General features: G+C 39.8%; 17 protein-coding genes. 4 read left to right on the forward strand and 13 right to left on the reverse strand.

The genetic code is table 11. The features are described from left to right. The first annotated feature begins 101 nt into the window (after positions 1 to 101). From FHG08_RS13610 to FHG08_RS13620, 3 genes are read left to right on the forward strand one after another with little or no spacing between them, the layout of a single operon-like run. Positions 102 to 1,190, forward strand: a complete 1,089-nt coding sequence (locus tag FHG08_RS13610) for a YjgN family protein (RefSeq protein ID WP_138571245.1) — start codon at positions 102 to 104, stop codon at positions 1,188 to 1,190. Then, positions 1,190 to 2,230 (forward strand): M48 family metallopeptidase, encoded by a 1,041-nt coding sequence (locus FHG08_RS13615; RefSeq protein WP_178956289.1) that lies wholly within the window; start codon positions 1,190 to 1,192, stop codon positions 2,228 to 2,230. The genes FHG08_RS13610 and FHG08_RS13615 overlap by 1 nt, the downstream gene beginning before the upstream one ends. Next, a complete protein-coding gene (locus tag FHG08_RS13620; protein ID WP_138622793.1) occupies positions 2,227 to 2,517 on the forward strand; it encodes a hypothetical protein in 291 nt (96 codons plus the stop codon). The genes FHG08_RS13615 and FHG08_RS13620 overlap by 4 nt, the downstream gene beginning before the upstream one ends. Before the next feature lie 64 nt (positions 2,518 to 2,581). Here the strand turns inward: FHG08_RS13620 and speB are convergent, their stop codons facing one another. The 5 genes from speB to FHG08_RS13645 form a co-directional block, all read right to left on the reverse strand. Next, positions 2,582 to 3,505: an agmatinase gene (gene speB, locus FHG08_RS13625; protein ID WP_010388380.1), complete on the reverse strand. Its 924-nt coding sequence runs from the start codon at positions 3,503 to 3,505 to the stop codon at positions 2,582 to 2,584. 3 nt (positions 3,506 to 3,508) lie between these two features. Then, positions 3,509 to 5,422 carry a biosynthetic arginine decarboxylase gene (gene speA / locus FHG08_RS13630; protein ID WP_178956290.1) on the reverse strand — a complete coding sequence of 638 codons (1,914 nt, stop codon included), beginning with the start codon at positions 5,420 to 5,422 and terminating at the stop codon, positions 3,509 to 3,511. Positions 5,423 to 5,566: 144 nt separating this feature from the next. Beyond that, positions 5,567 to 6,025: a GNAT family N-acetyltransferase gene (locus FHG08_RS13635; RefSeq protein WP_008467955.1), complete on the reverse strand. Its 459-nt coding sequence runs from the start codon at positions 6,023 to 6,025 to the stop codon at positions 5,567 to 5,569. Positions 6,026 to 6,210: 185 nt separating this feature from the next. Beyond that, positions 6,211 to 7,770, reverse strand: a complete 1,560-nt coding sequence (locus FHG08_RS13640; protein ID WP_054202480.1) for a BCCT family transporter — start codon at positions 7,768 to 7,770, stop codon at positions 6,211 to 6,213. A gap of 404 nt (positions 7,771 to 8,174) precedes the next feature. Then, complete coding sequence (locus tag FHG08_RS13645; RefSeq protein ID WP_178956291.1) at positions 8,175 to 10,421, reverse strand: bifunctional diguanylate cyclase/phosphodiesterase; 2,247 nt, start codon at positions 10,419 to 10,421, stop codon at positions 8,175 to 8,177. Between the two features lie 315 nt (positions 10,422 to 10,736). Here FHG08_RS13645 and cysZ point away from each other — a divergent pair, with 315 nt between their 5' ends. After that, on the forward strand, positions 10,737 to 11,447 hold the full coding sequence (gene cysZ / locus FHG08_RS13650; protein WP_218651688.1) for a sulfate transporter CysZ: 711 nt from the start codon (positions 10,737 to 10,739) through the stop codon (positions 11,445 to 11,447). A gap of 45 nt (positions 11,448 to 11,492) precedes the next feature. Here cysZ and rlmM read toward each other — a convergent pair whose 3' ends face one another. From rlmM to FHG08_RS13690, 8 genes are all read right to left on the reverse strand, one after another. Further along, a complete protein-coding gene (gene rlmM, locus FHG08_RS13655; RefSeq protein ID WP_138608934.1) occupies positions 11,493 to 12,578 on the reverse strand; it encodes a 23S rRNA (cytidine(2498)-2'-O)-methyltransferase RlmM in 1,086 nt (361 codons plus the stop codon). A gap of 17 nt (positions 12,579 to 12,595) precedes the next feature. Next, positions 12,596 to 12,964, reverse strand: a complete 369-nt coding sequence (locus FHG08_RS13660) for a DUF423 domain-containing protein (RefSeq protein WP_010388367.1) — start codon at positions 12,962 to 12,964, stop codon at positions 12,596 to 12,598. Next, positions 12,957 to 13,613: an alpha/beta family hydrolase gene (locus tag FHG08_RS13665; protein ID WP_075169567.1), complete on the reverse strand. Its 657-nt coding sequence runs from the start codon at positions 13,611 to 13,613 to the stop codon at positions 12,957 to 12,959. The genes FHG08_RS13660 and FHG08_RS13665 overlap by 8 nt, the downstream gene beginning before the upstream one ends. Then, a complete protein-coding gene (locus tag FHG08_RS13670) occupies positions 13,613 to 14,509 on the reverse strand; it encodes a transcriptional regulator GcvA (RefSeq protein WP_008115185.1) in 897 nt (298 codons plus the stop codon). The genes FHG08_RS13665 and FHG08_RS13670 overlap by 1 nt, the downstream gene beginning before the upstream one ends. Positions 14,510 to 14,630: 121 nt before the next feature. After that, positions 14,631 to 15,485 (reverse strand): 3-deoxy-8-phosphooctulonate synthase, encoded by an 855-nt coding sequence (kdsA, locus tag FHG08_RS13675; protein WP_054202475.1) that lies wholly within the window; start codon positions 15,483 to 15,485, stop codon positions 14,631 to 14,633. Between the two features lie 9 nt (positions 15,486 to 15,494). After that, positions 15,495 to 16,748: a DUF819 domain-containing protein gene (locus FHG08_RS13680; RefSeq protein WP_178956293.1), complete on the reverse strand. Its 1,254-nt coding sequence runs from the start codon at positions 16,746 to 16,748 to the stop codon at positions 15,495 to 15,497. 20 nt (positions 16,749 to 16,768) lie between these two features. Further along, entirely contained in the window at positions 16,769 to 17,596 is an 828-nt protein-coding gene (locus tag FHG08_RS13685) for a tetratricopeptide repeat protein (RefSeq protein ID WP_178956294.1), read from the reverse strand. Between the two features lie 129 nt (positions 17,597 to 17,725). Then, positions 17,726 to 18,100, reverse strand: a complete 375-nt coding sequence (locus tag FHG08_RS13690) for a SirB2 family protein (protein WP_054202473.1) — start codon at positions 18,098 to 18,100, stop codon at positions 17,726 to 17,728. Between the last annotated feature and the right edge of the window lie 12 nt (positions 18,101 to 18,112).

Below are 18,112 nucleotides of genomic sequence, written 5' to 3' on the forward strand. Positions count from 1 at the left end.
ATAAAAATAGCCTACTTACAATCAGCTAGCTAATTATAAAGATTGTTTTTTTTATCTAAAAAAGGTAAATTTACAAAAAACTACATGGATATATTTTTAAAATGGAACCAGTACACCCAACTTCATCTGAGTCAAATCAAACACCCCCTGCTATTTTTAGCGGTAAAGTACAATTTAGCGGCAAAGCCGGCGAATTTTTTGGCATATGGAGTGTTAATATACTACTTAGTATTATTACTCTCGGAATTTACTCTGCATGGGCAAAAGTGCGCACCTACCGTTATTTTTACGGTCATACGCGTATCGACGGCCATAGCTTTGACTATCTAGCGACCCCAATACAAATTTTAAAAGGGCGCATTTTAGCGGTCATCGCATTTTTAATTTACACCTTACTTAGCAGCCTCGCACCGGCAATAGGCCTTTTATTTGCTATTGGCTTTTTATTTTTATTGCCGTGGATCATCAACCAAGGTCTGCGTTTTAATATGCGTATGACTCGCCATCGTAATGTACGCTTTGCCTTTTCAGGTAATTACGGCGATGCATTTATTAACTTCGTTTTATTGCCTATTGCAAGTGTATTCACATTACACCTATTACTGCCGTATGTATTAAAGCGAATTGATCAATATATGCATGAAAACATCAGCTATGGAAATAAACCACTTACAGTAAATCTTCAGGGCGAACGCTATTACATCGCAGCACTTATTACCCTAGGAGTTGCAATAGGTGGCTTAGTTATTTTTGGCTTCTTTGCTGGTGCAAGTGCCTTAACTATCGATAACTTAAACACACAAAACTTTAGCCTTTCGACAATTGTAGTGCCGCTATTAATTGCTACGTTGTATGTTGCGTTTTTAACACTGGTAGGCGCTGTTTATCATTCGCTTATTCGAAATCATATTTTTAATAACAGTGAATTTACAGAAGTAGCTACCTTTGATTCGAACTTAAAAGCCATTGACTATGCCATCTTACTATTTACCAATGTATTGGCAATTATATTTACCTTAGGACTGGCCTACCCTTGGGCTAAAGTACGCAGAGCAAAGCTGTTAGCATCGGTTACTGAAGTCACTATTTATAGCGGCGCACTTTCGTTGATTGATGTTGCACAAAATGAGCAGTCATCATTTGCTGAAGAAGCGGCCAATGTGTTTGATATTGATATTTCACTCACCTAATGAGTAATTATCCTATTTTTGGCTGTTATTATTACCCTAATAGCAGCCAACATATTAAAAGCTATGCACACCTTTCCCATGAGCAAATAACACTTGTTGACTCTGAGAATACGACGTTACTTGCATCAAAAATAGACAATTGCCAACTTGATAGCCCGTTACCTGGCATGGCGTCAGAGTTAAATTTTGCTGATGGTGGGCGATTTATTCCTCAAGATTTAGAATTTAGGTGGCCATTCGCGCTTAAAGAGCATGGACTCAGTGAACGCTTAGAAAAAAATAAGATTCTTATTGTTGCATCCGTGCTGCTAATTCCCCTATTACTTTGGTTAATTTTATACCGCTTAATACCATCAGTAGCCGTTTATAGCGTTAACTTAGCACCTGCCTCGACAATTGAAACGATGGGAGAGCAAACGCTCAGTGTAATAGAAAAAGTCGCATTGGAACCTTCTCAACTTTCCACTAATAAGCAATCAGAAATACAGCAACAATGGCGTTTAATGCTTAACTCGCTCAATTTAGACAGTGCAAAGTTTAGGCTATCTTTTTATCAGTCTGATTATTTTTCAGCTAATGCGTTTGCTCTTCCAAATGGTCGGGTTGTAGTAACTGACGAACTTGTTGATCTATTAAAAAATGATCCTGATGCCCTGCGTGCTATTTTACTTCATGAAATTGGTCATGTTCAGCACCATCACAGCATTCGACTTGCGGCACAAGCTGCAGCGAGCACCGTTGTATTTGCAGTTATTTTTGGTGACTTAGAAGGTATATTAGAAGTCGTGCTTGGCTCTGGTTCATCTTTTTTACAACAAGCGTTTTCGCGAGATATGGAACAAGAAGCCGATATATATGCGATTAAAAACCTTTTAAAATTAGGCTATTCTAACCACGACTTTGCTGATGCAATTGAAGCACTGGAAAAGAATTTACAAGCGCAAGAAGGGAGCTATGATGATGCTTGGTTAAAGTATTTATCAACGCACCCAAGTTCCCAAGAGCGAATAGAATATGCGAGGCAATATAAACCACAATGACCCCTGAACTAAATTTATTGTTATTAGTTATCATTATGATAACGCTTGGCTACGGATTTATTTATCCGCGCTTTGCAGGCAGTAGCTTTAAAAAAGTATCGGTGCAAGATTTATTTGCAACGGGCATTACACTATTAATTGCATCTAGCCTTTATTACAACTCGGGCGTGCAATTTAGCTGGTTAGTATTTGAAGTTAATTGGTTTTGGTTTACTTTTTTAACTTACGTCATAATCGAAATTCCGGTGTTTTTTATTTATGCTAAAAAGCACAATATGCAGTTTTAATAGTCTTTTATTTTCATACAAAAAAAGCGCCAAATTGGCGCTTTTTAAACTGCATTAACACATATTAATATTTATGCTTAAATGCCCACAAATGCAGTAATTCACTGGCAATCGTTGCAGCGGCAATGGCGGTAAGCTCACTTTGGTCGTACGACGGGGATACTTCAACCACATCCATTCCCACCATATTAACCCCTTTCAGTGCGCGTAAGATTTTAAGCACTTTATCAGAGGTTAAACCACCACACACGGGTGTGCCCGTACCTGGTGCAAAGGCGGGGTCTAAACAATCTATATCAAAGGTTAAGTAAACCGGTAAATCACCCACTCGCTCAATAATCTGAGCTGCAATATCATTCGCATGCAGATCATTGGCTTGCATGGCATCAATCACTGCAAACTCATGCCTGCTTTGATCAAAGTCAGTACGAATGCCTAGCTGAATACTGTGATTAACATCAATTAACCCTTCCATTGGCGCATGATAAAACATGGTGCCGTGATCAAAACGCGAGCCGTTGCTATAGGTATCGGTATGCGCATCGAAGTGAACTAATGCCATTTTGCCATGAATTTTTGCATGTGCGCGCAATAGTGGTAACGTTACGAAATGATCGCCACCCAAGCCTAATAATGTTTTACCTTGGCGAAGTATTTGCTCTGCCGCCATTTCTAATTGCGCGGTAAAATATTCAGGGTCGCCTACCGGATAAGTAAAGTCGCCAGCATCCGCCACGGTTAAGCGCTCAAACAATGGAAATGTCCATGGGTATTTTGTATCTTCCCATGCTAAATGTACCGATGCTCTGCGAATAGCATCAGGCCCTAAGCGGGCACCAGGGCGCCCTGAAGTGGCCAAATCAAACGGTAAACCCAGTACCACTACATCGGCTTCAATCGCGTTAATGTTTTGTACCATAGGACGACGTAAAAACGTCATCCCATTTGAGTACAGTGAGTGGTCAACACAACCAAACAAGCTAGACATTGCTTATAACTCTTCTAAATAAGTGTAGCCATCAAGGCCGCTTTGCAACTCGTCTAAAACGCTTTGCTGTTCATCTGGTGCAATTTTTGCGCTCACTAACTGCGCATATGACTGCTGAAAACCTTCAACATCTAAATGTACATAACGCATCATATCAGCCACAGTATCACCATGATTAATTTCTGTAATGCTAGCAATACCTTGCTCATCCATATTGACAATAGCACTGTGCGTATCACCAAATAAGTTATGCATATCGCCTAAAATCTCTTGATAGGCACCTACTAAGAAAAAACCCATTAAATAAGGTTTATCTGCTGTGAACTCAGGTACTGGTAACGTACTTTCAATACCTTGACCATCAACATAGTGCTCTAAAGCGCCATCTGAATCACAGGTGATATCTAGTAACACAGCCCGCTTTTGTGGAGCTTGCGTTAAACCACTTAAAGGCAATACCGGAAACACTTGGTCAATACCCCACGCGTCAGGCAATGACTGAAACAATGAGAAATTGACAAAAAACTTGTCCGCTAAACGCGCATTCAGATCATCTATAATCGGTCGATGAAAACGGTTTTTGTTATCCATTAATTTATTAAGTTCATAACACACGCGTAAGTTTATTTGCTCTGCCCATGCACGCTGAGTTAAATCTAATAATCCCATCGCAAACTGGCTATGCGCTTCAGCTAAATCACCTTGGCTGTCGTGAAAAATCTCAATTAATGCACGGTCATCAGTAAGCACATGCAATTGTTGCCATGAAATCCACATATTTTTAAGTAATTGCGGCGCATCATCAGCTGGCGCTTCTATTTCTTCCGGTGTATACGTTTCGGTGCCAATTACATTGGAAATTAGTACCGCGTGATGCGCTGTTAATGCTCTTCCCGACTCTGAAATAATGGTAGGAAAAGGCTGTTCATACTGCTTACAAATATCACCTATGGTGTACACAATATTATTTGCGTATTCAGCTAAACTGTAGTTCATTGAGTTGTGTGATTGACTGCGTGTGCCGTCGTAATCAACCGCTAAACCGCCCCCTACATCAAGGCACTCTACGTGTGCACCCAACTTACGTAATTCACAATAAAAACGAGCAGCTTCACTTACACCTAAGCGTACATCACGAATGTTGGCCATTTGCGACCCTAAGTGAAAATGCACAAGCTGTACTAAATCAAGCTGATCAGTTTCTTTTAAACGGTTTACTACATACAGCACTTGCGAAGCAGACAACCCAAACTTCGATTTTTCACCGCCACTTGCTTGCCATTTTCCTTTGCCCTGCGATGCTAAACGCACACGAATACCAATACGCGGTTTTACATTAAGTTCTTTGGCTTGGCTAAGCACCATGTCCAGCTCAGACAATTTCTCAAGTACGATATACACTTTATGACCCAGCTTTTCGCCAATCAGCGCTAAGCGCACATATTCTTTATCTTTGTAGCCATTACACACAATCACCGCACTGGTTTTTTCAGCCAATGCTAATACGGTTAATAACTCTGGCTTGCTGCCTGCTTCTAAACCTAGCTGTTTTTTTTCTACTTGTGCTTGACTGGCAACAATTTCTTCAACGACTTCGCGCTGTTGATTTACTTTAATCGGATAAACTAATAAATAGTCTTTTGGATACCCATAGCTTTCTATTGCGGTATTAAATGCGCCACATAAGCTATGCACACGATGGTGTAATATTTGTGGAAAACGAACGAGTGCTGGCAAACTTAAGCCTTTTTCTTCAAGCTGCTTAGCAATGTCTGTTAGTGCAATGGTTTGCTGTGGGGCATCAGCCTTTGGCGCAACATACACATCACCTTGATCATTAATACCAAAAAAACCTTGGCTCCAATGACGAACGTTGTAGCTCGTACGAGCTTGTTCTAGTGATGTTGTCTCTTTCATTTATCTTTCTCTTTTATTTATGAATGCCAAACCGGCTAGTTGCCGCGCATTAAAAGAAAAATAGTGATTCATGTCCAACAAGTATTTCTACTCGTAACGAGTTAGGATTGAAATTGATAAATAAAAGCTTCAAACAAAGCAATATTAGCTGAGCGCAAGCTCCATAAATAAGCTATTCGGGTTTTCTGTGTATTCACCAAAAGGGGCACATTGCACAAACCCTAAATTCTCATAAAGATGGATTGATTGTATTTGCTTTGGTCCTGTTTCTAGTTTTATGATTGGGATTTCTTCTTCGCCTGCATAGTGCAATAAAATTTGCATAATACGCCGCGATAAGCCTTTTCCGCGATAGCTAGGTTTTACGTAAAGCCGTCTAATTTCGCCATACCAGCTACCATCAAATTGCTTTACTATCGCGCCACAGGCAACTATTCCGTCTTGATTTTTTAACCCTACAGCGTAAACGCCCGGTAGGCCAAGCTCATTAACTGTAAGCGCTTGTGAAGTTGCTACAGGATATAATGAGCTAATAAGTCGATCTATGTCAGCAAATACGTTGATCACATCCTGATCACAAGGGTCTAAGTCGACTAACTGCATGGTTTATCTCAAGGTTATGCTTAAATATATTTAAACTATACCGTATCGATAGGAATGAACAACCTACTTAGGCTAAGTTATTTTTAGTGGGTTAGTTTATTGCTAGGATAATAAATAGCTCAATAACAAGGTGAGAATATGATGTACCCAGAAAAAGAGCGCTTATTAGCGCTCTTTATCAATTATTAAAGCCCTTGTTCGTCTGCCATTTTCTTAACTATTTGTGGTGCTGTCCACAACGAAGGTAGTAACACAAACGAAACTGGCACCGCAGTGACCACAATAAACGACTGCAAGGCTGAAATTCCGCCCTCGCCTATAGAAATAAGCAACGCCGCCATCACCCCCATCATAATCCCCCAAAACACTCGAATAGACGTTTGTGGGTGATCGGTACCCGTCATTACCATAGATACCGAATACGTCATTGAATCACCTGTTGTTGCCACAAAAATAGTGGTCAGTACTAAAAATAACACCGACACAACAAATCCCATAGGTAACTGCTCAGTGATGGCTAACAATGCCGCTGGCAAATTAAGCCCAGCAAAAGGCTCTGATATAACGCCAGGATTATTTAATTCAAAAAAGATGCCTGAGCCGCCAACAATAGTAAACCAAAAACACGTGATCACAGGGGCAACCACAGAAATAAGTAAAATCATTTCACGAATAGTACGTCCACGGGATATACGTGCAACGAACATAGCCATTAATGGGCCATAACCTAAAAACCAGCCCCAAAAGAATACAGTCCACCAGTCTAGCCACGGTTTATCGGCACGAAATGTAGCCATAGGAATAAAGTTATCTAAATACAAACCAAAGGAATGAATGTAACTGTCGATAATAAACGCAGTTGGCCCCATTAGTAATATAAACAACATCAGCAACACTGCCAGTACAACATTAAAACGGCTTAGTAGCTGAATACCTTTGGTAACCCCACTTACCGCTGAAAGTGTGTAAATTCCAATTAAGCTAAATAAAATAACCACCTGCGTGGTGTAGGTATCAGGAATGGCAAACAATTTTTCTAGACCAAAACTCACTTGTAAACCTAAAAAACCAATAGGACCAACAGTGCCAGCAACCACAGCGAGTACACAACATGCATCAACAATAGTACCAAGCGCACCTTTCATTGCGCGATCGCCAAATACGGGGTAAAGCAAAGTGCGTGGTTTAAGCGGTAAGCCTTTTTCGTAATGGAGATGCATATAAACAATACCGGTCAAACTACCTAAAATAGCCCAGGCTAAAAAGCCCCAGTGCATAAAGCTTTGTGCAAGAGCATTGTAGGCGGCATCCTTTGTGCCGGTTTCACCACCAAATAACGGGGGCGGAGAAATAAAGTGTGCCATTGGCTCTGCTGCGGCCCAAAATACACCGCCACCTGCAAGCAAAGTACACATAATTATACTTATCCATTTGAAGGTAGATATTTCAGGGGTTTTTAAACCGCCGAGCACCACTGAACCGGTGCGGCCTACGGCTAAAAATATGCCAATCACAAAGGTTAATAACAGCAGAACTTGCCAAAAGGCGCCAAATATTTTGGTGGAGAAGGCAAAGGCAGAGTTTATCCAATCCGACATCAGTTTTATGTCGTACAGTGCCAGCGCGGCAAATAAAACTAATATACCGCCACTGATTAAAAAAACGGGTATATCAACCCCTTCCAGAAACTTTACTCGGGGAGAGTGTATTTCACCCGACTTTAAAGCTGCTTTCGTGGTATTCATTTATCGCTCCTAATGGTTTTTTACAGTTACCGACATAGCGACATACCATGACATAACCCTAAACCATAGTTACAACGAACAAAAAAGCAACTCAAAAGCAAGTTTTAAGTACCTGTCGTGTTTACGCTTAGATAATGTCACAACAAGTAGACTTATTGCCAATTAATGGCTAGTTTAACGCGTTAAAAACACTAAACCAATGCCACAGCAATGATTTGTGCAACTGTTACAAAATAGTAAAAAACTCATTACACTTAGCTAGCAAACAAACAAAAAGTATACATTTCTGTCTGAGCTAAAACGCAGTAAGTTAGCAAACGTTACTCCCCAATTAGAGGTTAAACAAAGCGACTTATCGATTGGGGTAACTAAACTTGTCGCCTCAGTTAGTAACAAGCACGATGTTATTGGTGCTCTTTATGCCATTTTAAGTAATTGCTGTGTGTTAATGGTTTTGCAAATAAGAACCCTTGCACTGCGTTTACACCCATAGACTTTAATACATGTAGTTGCTCAGCACTTTCGACCCCTTCGGCTACAATATTAATATCTAAACTATGACCTAAACCAATAATAGACTGAACAATGCTTTGTCCCGATGCGTTATCCAACACTTTATCAATAAAGCTTTTATCTATTTTTAGTTCGTCTATCGGTAAAACACTCAAGTGCTTTAAACACGAGTAGCCAGTACCAAAGTCATCAATTGAAAATACAAATCCCTGCGACTTTAGCTCTTTCATTTGCTTTACCGTACTCATTAAATCACCCGCTAACATGGACTCAGTGATCTCTAATTTAATTTGTGAGGGTAATACATCATACGTCTCAATCGCTTTAAACAATTCTCCTTTTAAAGTAGAAGAATTAAACTGACACTGGCTAATGTTAATAGACACATTAAACTGGGTTTTCAGTATGTTATGAGCTCGAAGTGTTTCCAGTAAAATACAAATATCGCGCAATACAATGTTTTGTAACTTTTGAATTAAGCCAAATTGCTCGGCAATCGGAATAAACGAATTAGGAGAGATTAGTCCTTTGGTTGGGTGATTCCATCGTATGAGTGCTTCTGCACCAATAATACTGCCATCAATTGATAATTGAGGCTGAAAGTAAGCACAAAATTCATCACATGCAATCGCTCTGACTATATCTGTTTCAAGCTCAGTTTGATTTTCCAGTAAGGTTTGCAATGCAGGATCGTAAAAGCTACTGCTATTTCCACCCTTCATTTTAGAGCGGTACATAGCGGTATCTGCAAATTTTAAAATATTTTCGCTAATGGCATTGGCGTTATTAATTAAACATATACCAATACTGCAGCTTACTTGAAACGCCAAATCCCCTATCTCAAACTTGTCATAAAAAACGCTTTGTACCACTTTAGCCATTAATTCTGATTCAAGACTCGCTTGCTTATGGCTATCTCCTACATTCTCAATGAGTATAATAAATTCATCACCGCCAACACGGGCAAGGGTATCTGTTGGGTTTAAAACACGCGTTAGTCGCTGTGATAGCTCAACCAGTATTTCATCACCGGCATTGTGCCCTAATGAGTCGTTTATACGTTTAAAATTATCTAAATCTAAAAATAAGAGTGCGCCCGTGTGATCAGACTGCTTAATTTGTTCAACATACATACTGAGTTTATCATTGAGCATTCTGCGGTTCGGGAGGTTTGTAAGCGGGTCAAAAAATGCTAACCGTTGCACTTCCTCTTCTGCCGCTTTACGAGTAGAGATATCTCTGGCCATCCATACTACATGTCGCTGAGAGGGATTATTAGGTTGGTAACTTTCAAGCGGGGCTGTTCGCCCTTCAAATGTAAGTTGCTTACCTTTTATATTTAGCTGATACTCAAACACTTGAACTTCATTAGTTTGAAGCGTTTTGGCAATTACCTCCATAATAGGATTAGAATCCTCGGGAGGCATAATATCTCTGACATTTCGATTAATCACATGCTCTTTGCTTAAATATAAACTTTCATTAGCAGTGCCGTAAACGTTGGTATACTCCCCTTCTTCACTCAAAATGAGGGTTAGATCGGGAAGTACTTTTGCGAAGGCTTTAAACTTTTCATTACTTTGCTGTAATTCTGCAAGTAACACTTTTGATTTTAGTGACTCTGTGTGCTTTTCTAAAGCAATACTGGTGAAATCAACAAAAAAGTCTATTAACTCTAAATCTTGAGTTGTCGGTGACTTGGCACTGTCATGATAAATTGCAAAAGTGCCTAATATGTCTGATTGTGTTGAAATAATAGGGGTTGACCAGCACGACCTTAAATCAAAACTCAATGCCAACGCTTTATAGTTTTCCCATAAGGGTGATGTTGCAATATCTGAGGCTATTACTCGCTTTTTTTCATACACTGCAGTACCGCATGAGCCAACACTGGGGCCGATATGTACGCCATTAATTGCCTCACAGTAACCCTTTGCAATATTCGGGGCCGCACTATGAAATAGCTGTTCACCTTTGAGTGTTAATATAGAGCACTTTGCAGAGGAGTCTTCAATAAGCTCCTCAATAGATAAACAAATATTTTCAAGTACTTCATCAAGTGGCGCACCCAAGGCTATTTTAGATAATATATTTTGTTGCTGAGAAAGCAGCTTTCTGAGTCTCATTATTTCAATCAAATTATATTCCTCAACAGTCACTTACGCTAAATACGCCGCTATATTCTATATAATAATTTATTATAGTCTTTTGACTATACATAATATTGAAATTAGCATCTATGGTAATTTTGTCTATTGCCGAGCATTTTATTTCATTAAGCACTTTCGAAGAATTCAAAGCAATTGCCCAAGCTAACAATTTATTATCATTCTATTTGAAATTCCATTTATTAAATACTTTGTTACTTAAAAGTACTGTTTAAAATCATCAGGCTATTTATAATAGCTAAAATATAAATAATTGGTGAGGTTAGTGTGCAAATAACACAAGGTATGGAATATTTTTTTTCCGGGTTTAAGTTAATTAGTCAAAAAGGGCTAAAACGCTTTGTGCTTATACCCCTACTTATTAATATTTTATTATTTGGTAGCTCCTTATTCTTTTTATTTGGCTGGCTTAGTGATGGCTTTAACGCTGTAAATTCAATGCTTCCAGAATGGCTTAGTTGGCTCGAATGGTTAATGTGGCCAATTGCTGTACTGGTGGTGCTGTTTAGTTACAGTATGTTATTTACCGTTATTACTAATTTTATAGCCGCCCCTTTCAATGGCTTACTAAGTGAAAAGGTTGAGCTATACTTAACTGGTCAAAAAATTAACGATGACGGATTAGCTGATTTAGTAAAAGATGTGCCGCGAATGCTGGGCCGAGAATGGACTAAGCTTTGCTACTACCTCCCACGCGCAATCGGCTTTTTTATTCTATTGTGGGTGTTACCGGTAATAGGCCAAGTGCTCTGGGTGCTTTTTACCTGCTGGATGTATGCGGTGCAATATAAAGATTATGCTTTTGATAACCACAAAATCAGCTTTACCCAAATGAAAAATGATCTAAAAAGCAAACAAGGCTTATCTTACGGGTTTGGTTTTGCAGTGATGCTGCTAACCGCTATCCCATTTATAAATTTAATTGTGATGCCTGTGGCAGTATGCGGCGCTACGCGGCTATGGGTTGAGCATTACCGTCCACAATATCGTAGTTAAAATAAAATGGGCCAGCCGGCCCATTTTTTTATACTCGCCAATAGATTAACTATATAAGCTTTGTGGTACTTTAATTACGTTTAAGTGCACCGTTATTTCTTCACGATCATGGTACAAATGCTTAGCTTGTAATTCGTAGCTAATACTAAACTTCGCCATTTCTTCTCTAATCATTTTTAGACATTCATACACACTATCAAAGCGTTTTTTCATCGGTAATTTTAGATTGAAAATAAGCTCTTTTGCATAGGCATTTACTGCCCAGTCAATCATCAAGTTAGTTACTTTCGTTGGCTTTTCTACCATATCGCAAACTAACCAAGTTATGTTTCTTTTTTCTGGACGGTATTTAAAACCATCCTCCCTAAAATGTTTTACTTGTCCTGTTTCCATTAAACTTTCATTCATTGGGCCATTATCTATCGCGCTAACAAACATACCACGGCGAACCAACTGATAAGTCCAACCACCTGGGCAAGCACCTAAATCAACGCTGCGCATCCCAGCTTGTACTCTTGACTCACGCTGCTGCTCAGGAATAAATACATTAAATGCTTCATCTAACTTAAGGGTTGAACGGCTTGGGCCATCGTTTGGCATACGTAAACGCAGAATCCCCATAAAGAAAGGTGAGTTGTTATAGCTATAAGAGTGACCCACATACGCAGTATTATTAGCTAAAAACAGCACATGCATTACTGGACGATTGGCTTTTGGTTCACGCAATACGGTGTTTTGTTTCTCGAGCGCTTTTTTAAGCGGAGTTGATATTTTTTTACAAAAAGTCAGTAACTCTTTGCCCTCGTTGGTATCGGGTGTTTCTACTCGTAGTTCAGAGCATAAAGTAAAGTCTTTTGCGGCATCTACAATAGCGCCCACTCTATCCTCTAATGGCATATTTTCTATCAGGTTACCGGCAAACCATTGGCGTGCAAATACCATATTTTTAAAATCAACTTTTTTGATTATTTCGTCGCTGTGCTGCGCTTCAAAACATTCATAAATAACATAACCGGTATTTGGTTTTGCTTTTACATACCCTGCAAACCCTTGCTCGGCGGCGTGAAACGTTATTTCAGCAGCGGCATCGCTTTCAAAACCACTACGACAGTAAATCACAACACTAGACATATTAACCCTTAAACTCTTTAAAACTTAAATCGTGCAACTTGCACTAAAATAACTATCCAACCAATAATAAAACACAGTCCACCTAGAGGTGTAATTGGGCCCAGCCACTTTAAGCCGGTTAAAGCCAGTAAATATAAGCTGCCACTAAATAACAGTGTACCCGCTATAAAAAAACCACCTGCCATGCTTAAGTTAATGCCCCACTTTATTAAGATTGCCACTGCAATCAGTGCCAGCCCATGTACCATTTGATACTCGGCGGCGGTTTTAAAAATACCAATAGCGTAATCTGATAAGCGACTTTTTAAACCATGGGCAGCAAATGCGCCCAGTATCACTGAAAGCATACAAAAAAAGCTGCCTGCGAGTAAAAATAGTTTAATCATGTTTTTCCTCTTTTACATTCTCAATGGTGCTTTTGATAAAGTTAGCCGCCTGCATTGCTGCAACATTAAGGTTTTGTTGCTCGGTTATACCACTTTTTTTACGTGGTTTTAGTGAGTGGTCACCATCAGTTAACCATATATACTGCGGCTGTTTTGGCATTGCCATTGTGGCAAGCTCTTCACGGGTGCCAAAGGTGTCTCGTTCACCTTGTAGTACTAAAAAAGGACATGGTATGTCTGCAAAGTGATCTGTTCGGAGCTTTTCTGGCTTGCCCGGTGGATGAAACGGATAACCAAACGCAAGTACACCTAAAACAGTATGCGAGGCTGAGCAAGCAAGCATAGACGCCATGCGCCCGCCCATTGATTTACCCCCTATAAATAGCGGTAAATTTGCATCAGCTTGAGTAAGTATATGCTCAAAATATGTAAGTAATTTTGGTGCTCGCTCTGGTGGGCGACGTTTATTGGTTTGTTTAGCAATTTGCATGTATTCAAAATCAAACAGCCCAACGTCAATACCATACTCACTGAGCTGTTTGGCCATGGTTTGCATAAACTCAGAATCACTGCCAGCCCCTGCACCATGCGCAAATATAAACTGTGCGATTGCAGGTTGCTGACTGCTTTTAACCCATTCAATGCTCATTAATATTCTTGCTCCTGCTCAACTAGGCTTAACATCCAATCTTTAAATGACACAATTTTACCTAATTCATTTTGCGACTCACGGATCACCAAGTAATAGGCGTTTTTACTTTCTAAACTGTGATTAAACGGGATCACTAATCGACCTGCATCAATATCTGGTTTTGCTAAAACACTATTACCAATTGCAACACCTTGGCCATGTACCGCAGCTTGCAGCACCATAGATGAATGACTAAAAATAGGCCCTTGATTAACTTGTACGTTGCGAACACCCGCGGTTTTCATCCACGTTTTCCAGTTTTTACGAGTGGTGTCATGCAACAAGGTATGGTTTGCTAAATCACTTGGTTGATTAAGCGCTCTAGGGCCACTTAACAATAATGGGCTACACAGTGGCACTAAGTATTCAGTGTGCAATTTATAAGCTTGTACGCCACTCCAATGACCGCGACCATAATAAATTGAAATATCAACATCGTCTGTTAACGAGTTTTCGTCCTGATCTTGGGCTTTAATTCGCACATCAATTTCAGGGTGTAACTCGTTAAATAAGCTCAATCGAGGAATAAGCCATTGAATCGCAAAGCTCGGGGTTAAACTCACTGTTAGCGAGCCTTTTGCACCACGGGCTAGTAGCTTTTCGGTTGCGTCAATTAGCTGAGTAAAAATCTCTTTAATATCTAAAAAGTAGCCTTGACCTTCTTCGGTTAGAAGTAACGAGCGATTTTTACGCAAAAACAACTTTAACCCTAAGTGCTCTTCGAGGGTTTTAATTTGATGACTTACCGCAGCCTGCGTCACATACAACTCTTCTGCGGCTTTAGTAAAGCTTAAATGACGGGCTGCAGCTTCAAAAGCTTTTAGCGCGTTTAATGGAGGAACTCGTCTTGACATGGCAACCAAGCTTAGAATTAGTTTTTCTTATGCGGTGAATTATATACCTATGCTGGGAAAGAGTATATTCAAGCCACAAAAAAAGCGACCTAAGTCGCTTTTTAATGAGTTAATCACTTTTTTATAAATCGCTAGCACTGGTATCAAGCGGAGCAAAGCTTTTGATTAAATCATCAACCGCTTTCATTTGCGATAAGTACCCTTCTAATTTACTCAGTGCTAATGCACAAGGGCCATCACATTTTGCTTCATTTGGATTTGGGTGTGCTTCAATAAATAAGCCTGCAATACCCAGTGCCATGCCACTACGAGCCAGTTCTGCTGCTTGAGCACGACGACCATCGGCTGAATCAGCTCGACCGCCAGGACGTTGTAGCGCATGAGTAGCGTCAAATATAACGGGCGCCATGGTTTTCATGTCATCCATGCCCAGCATATCAACCACTAGGTTGTTATAACCAAAGCTTGAACCACGTTCACACAAGGCCACATTATTATTGCCCGCTTCATTAAATTTAGTAATGATATGACGCATTTCATGTGGGGCTAAAAACTGTGGCTTTTTCACATTAATAATCGCGCCTGTTTTTGCCATTGCAACCACTAAGTCTGTTTGACGAGCCAAAAATGCCGGTAGCTGAATAACATCAACAACCTCAGCAACCGGTGCTGCTTGATGAGGTTCGTGCACATCGGTGATCAGCGGAATATTAAAGGTATTTTTAATCTCTTCAAATATCTTTAAGCCTTCTTCCATGCCTGGACCACGGTAAGAATTGATTGACGAGCGATTGGCTTTATCAAATGACGCCTTAAATACATAAGGAATATTTAATTTAGTGGTCACTTCAACATAATGCTCGGCAATACGCATCGCTAAATCACGTGATTCCAGTACGTTCATGCCACCAAATAAAACGAAAGGTTTATCATTTGCCAGTTCTATTTGATTAATATTTATAACTTGGTTGTTCATTTTAATTCCTTATGGTGCAACTGCTTGCATCATTAATCCACAAATATACGCCATATATGTACCTACACCATAGCCTAGTACCGCTAATAAAACGCCTACCGGTGCCAGTGATGGATGAAACGCAGCGGCGACAACAGGGGCCGAGGCCGCGCCACCAACATTGGCCTGTGAGCCAACAGCCATGTAAAATAATGGCGCTTTAATTAGTTTAGCAACAATCAGCATTAAGCTGGCATGAGTTAGCATCCAAATAGCACCAAGCACAAAATACATCGGTGAATCAAAAATCGCCATCACATTCATATGCAGGCCAATTGATGCTACTAAAATATATAAAAATGCTGATGCCACTTTAGACGAGCCAAAGGCTTCGATATGACGCACTTTAGTGAACGATAAACTAATGCCAATCGTGGTCGATATAACAATAAGCCAAAAGAACTTACTATTTAAGCTGTATTCTTTTGCCCATGCATAGTTATTGGCAAAGAACGGTCCTAAAATATCAGCACAAAAATGTGCTAAACCAGTAATACCAAAGGCAATAGCAATAATCATCATGTAATCATTCAGCGTTGGCATACGGGCATGCTCTGCATGGTATTTTTCAACACGCTGTTTTAAATCTTCAATCGCAGTGGTATCGGCCCCCGCTTTGGCATCAATCGCTTTATGGTTAGCCGCCATTAATAATAATACCGCCATCCATAAATTAGCCACAATTACATCAACAGTGACCATAGCAGAAAAAATATCACCGCCAACTTCAAACATTTCTTTCATAGACGCTTGGTTTGCGCCGCCGCCAATCCAGCTGCCAGCAATAGTTGTCATACCGCGCCAAACCGCATCTGGGCCATGTCCACCCACTGCTTCAGGGTAGACGGCACTCATGATTAAAATAGCTAATGGGCCACCAATCACAATACCAGCGGTTCCTGTTAAGAACATAATTAATGCTTTAGGACCTAGGTTAATAATCGCTCTTAAATCAATGCTAATGGTTAATAAAATTAAACACGCAGGTAATAAATACCGCGAGGCAACGTAATACACACTCGATTGCGAGCCATCAACAATACCAAAGGTATTTAGCAACGATGGTAAAAAATAACACAGCAATAATGCAGGCACATATTTGTAAAATGCGACCAGCCCTGGGCGCTGACTTGACGAGGTTTTAAAAATAAAGCCTAAAATAATCGCTAGTAAGCCAAGTACAACAGCATCATTGGTGATTAAGGCAGTTTGGGGATCAGCCATAACGTTTCCTATTTTTATTTTTAATGGTGGGTCTTATGATTATCTTCAAGTTCTTCGATTTGATGTTGGATGACTTCAATAGCAGGGTCGTCGGGACACTCATCAACAAAAAATTGTAAATCATCTCGTGCCATTTTAGGGCAGCCTAGCTGATTTAGTAAATAGCCTCTGTCGCGTCGCTCATAGGGATCATCCCCTAGCATTTCCATTAACAAATCAACGCAAGTTAACGCATGACCAAATTTGTTCTCACTAATAAAAGACCATTTTTGTTGCGCTAAAAATAATTTATATACTTCGTCTTCAAAAATAAGCTCAAGAGGCTCTTGCTCTTGTGCATTATCTTCGTTGGTATTTTCAGGAATGATATACCAGCTTTGTTGACCACTACTTGGCTCAACAATGTACCCTTCATCATCGCTCATTGCGACGTGAATGCCCACTTCGCCTTGAGTTATGCTTACACTAGCATCAAGTTTTGCATGCTGTAAAAAATGGCATAACAAAATAGCTAAGGTCGTGGGTGTACCACTGCGCATAGATAAGGTGTAGCTAATACTGTTTAGCTTGTACTCAGGTACTTTAAGGCTTGACGCACTAAATAACCACTGACTGTAAAAGCAATCAAGTAGTTGTTCTAAACGATCATGTGCATCGCGTGTTTGCGAACAAATAGTCTCTATTTGTTGCTCAAACTCAGTCAATATTTCAAGACTTGGTGTTAAGTCTATTTGAGGGTCCCATTTAGCTTCTGCTTTAATACAACGATATATTGCCGGTGGCAAAAAATCATCGTAGGCATCTTCTATATAAGATTCATCGTGTTCATCAAACCCGAGGGTGGTCATTCATACTACAACATTCTAGAAAACGAACACGTAGTTTACCTAATTTTAAGGTTAGATACCAATAATCAGAAATGAAATAAAGAGGCAAGCTTTACACCATAGGTGTAAAGCTTAAGCAAATATTGTTAATTACAACAATAGCGGGGCTTTAGCAGTTGCTAAAAAGCCAATAGCTAAGATAACCGCAGTGTTAAACACTAAAAACATAACTTTAGGTAATGTTGTGGTTTGCTTGGCACTAATAATCCCAACGGCGATATAAATAACCACCAGCACAATTTTTTCTAATAGCCAAAGTTGCTCTAGTGGGTTTATTTTAGCCATGGCCATTAAAGTAATAGCCGAAATAATTAGTAAGGTATCTATACTGTGGCTACCAATGAAAACCACTTTATTTTTAGCAAGGCTGCCACTGCCCATGCGAGAAAAAGAACGTACATAAAATAAAATAATACTCACTAGCGCAATCGCCATGTGCGTATGTTTTAATGCTAAATAATCCATGTTTATTTTTAC

The organism is Pseudoalteromonas sp. Scap03, assembly GCF_013393115.1.
Lineage (GTDB): Bacteria > Pseudomonadota > Gammaproteobacteria > Enterobacterales > Alteromonadaceae > Pseudoalteromonas.

Bases quoted from the DNA above. Each gene is read 5' to 3' on its own strand.
- FHG08_RS13610 (WP_138571245.1), top strand. From the start codon at position 102: ATGGAACCAGTACACCCAACTTCATCTGAGTCAAATCAAACACCCCCT.
- FHG08_RS13615 (WP_178956289.1), top strand. From the start codon at position 1,190: ATGAGTAATTATCCTATTTTTGGCTGTTATTATTACCCTAATAGCAGC.
- FHG08_RS13620 (WP_138622793.1), top strand. From the start codon at position 2,227: ATGACCCCTGAACTAAATTTATTGTTATTAGTTATCATTATGATAACG.
- speB (WP_010388380.1), bottom strand. From the start codon at position 3,505: ATGTCTAGCTTGTTTGGTTGTGTTGACCACTCACTGTACTCAAATGGG.
- speA (WP_178956290.1), bottom strand. From the start codon at position 5,422: ATGAAAGAGACAACATCACTAGAACAAGCTCGTACGAGCTACAACGTT.
- FHG08_RS13635 (WP_008467955.1), bottom strand. From the start codon at position 6,025: ATGCAGTTAGTCGACTTAGACCCTTGTGATCAGGATGTGATCAACGTA.
- FHG08_RS13640 (WP_054202480.1), bottom strand. From the start codon at position 7,770: ATGAATACCACGAAAGCAGCTTTAAAGTCGGGTGAAATACACTCTCCC.
- cysZ (WP_218651688.1), top strand. From the start codon at position 10,737: ATGGAATATTTTTTTTCCGGGTTTAAGTTAATTAGTCAAAAAGGGCTA.
- rlmM (WP_138608934.1), bottom strand. From the start codon at position 12,578: ATGTCTAGTGTTGTGATTTACTGTCGTAGTGGTTTTGAAAGCGATGCC.
- FHG08_RS13660 (WP_010388367.1), bottom strand. From the start codon at position 12,964: ATGATTAAACTATTTTTACTCGCAGGCAGCTTTTTTTGTATGCTTTCA.
- FHG08_RS13665 (WP_075169567.1), bottom strand. From the start codon at position 13,613: ATGAGCATTGAATGGGTTAAAAGCAGTCAGCAACCTGCAATCGCACAG.
- FHG08_RS13670 (WP_008115185.1), bottom strand. From the start codon at position 14,509: ATGTCAAGACGAGTTCCTCCATTAAACGCGCTAAAAGCTTTTGAAGCT.
- kdsA (WP_054202475.1), bottom strand. From the start codon at position 15,485: ATGAACAACCAAGTTATAAATATTAATCAAATAGAACTGGCAAATGAT.
- FHG08_RS13680 (WP_178956293.1), bottom strand. From the start codon at position 16,748: ATGGCTGATCCCCAAACTGCCTTAATCACCAATGATGCTGTTGTACTT.
- FHG08_RS13685 (WP_178956294.1), bottom strand. From the start codon at position 17,596: ATGACCACCCTCGGGTTTGATGAACACGATGAATCTTATATAGAAGAT.
- FHG08_RS13690 (WP_054202473.1), bottom strand. From the start codon at position 18,100: ATGGATTATTTAGCATTAAAACATACGCACATGGCGATTGCGCTAGTG.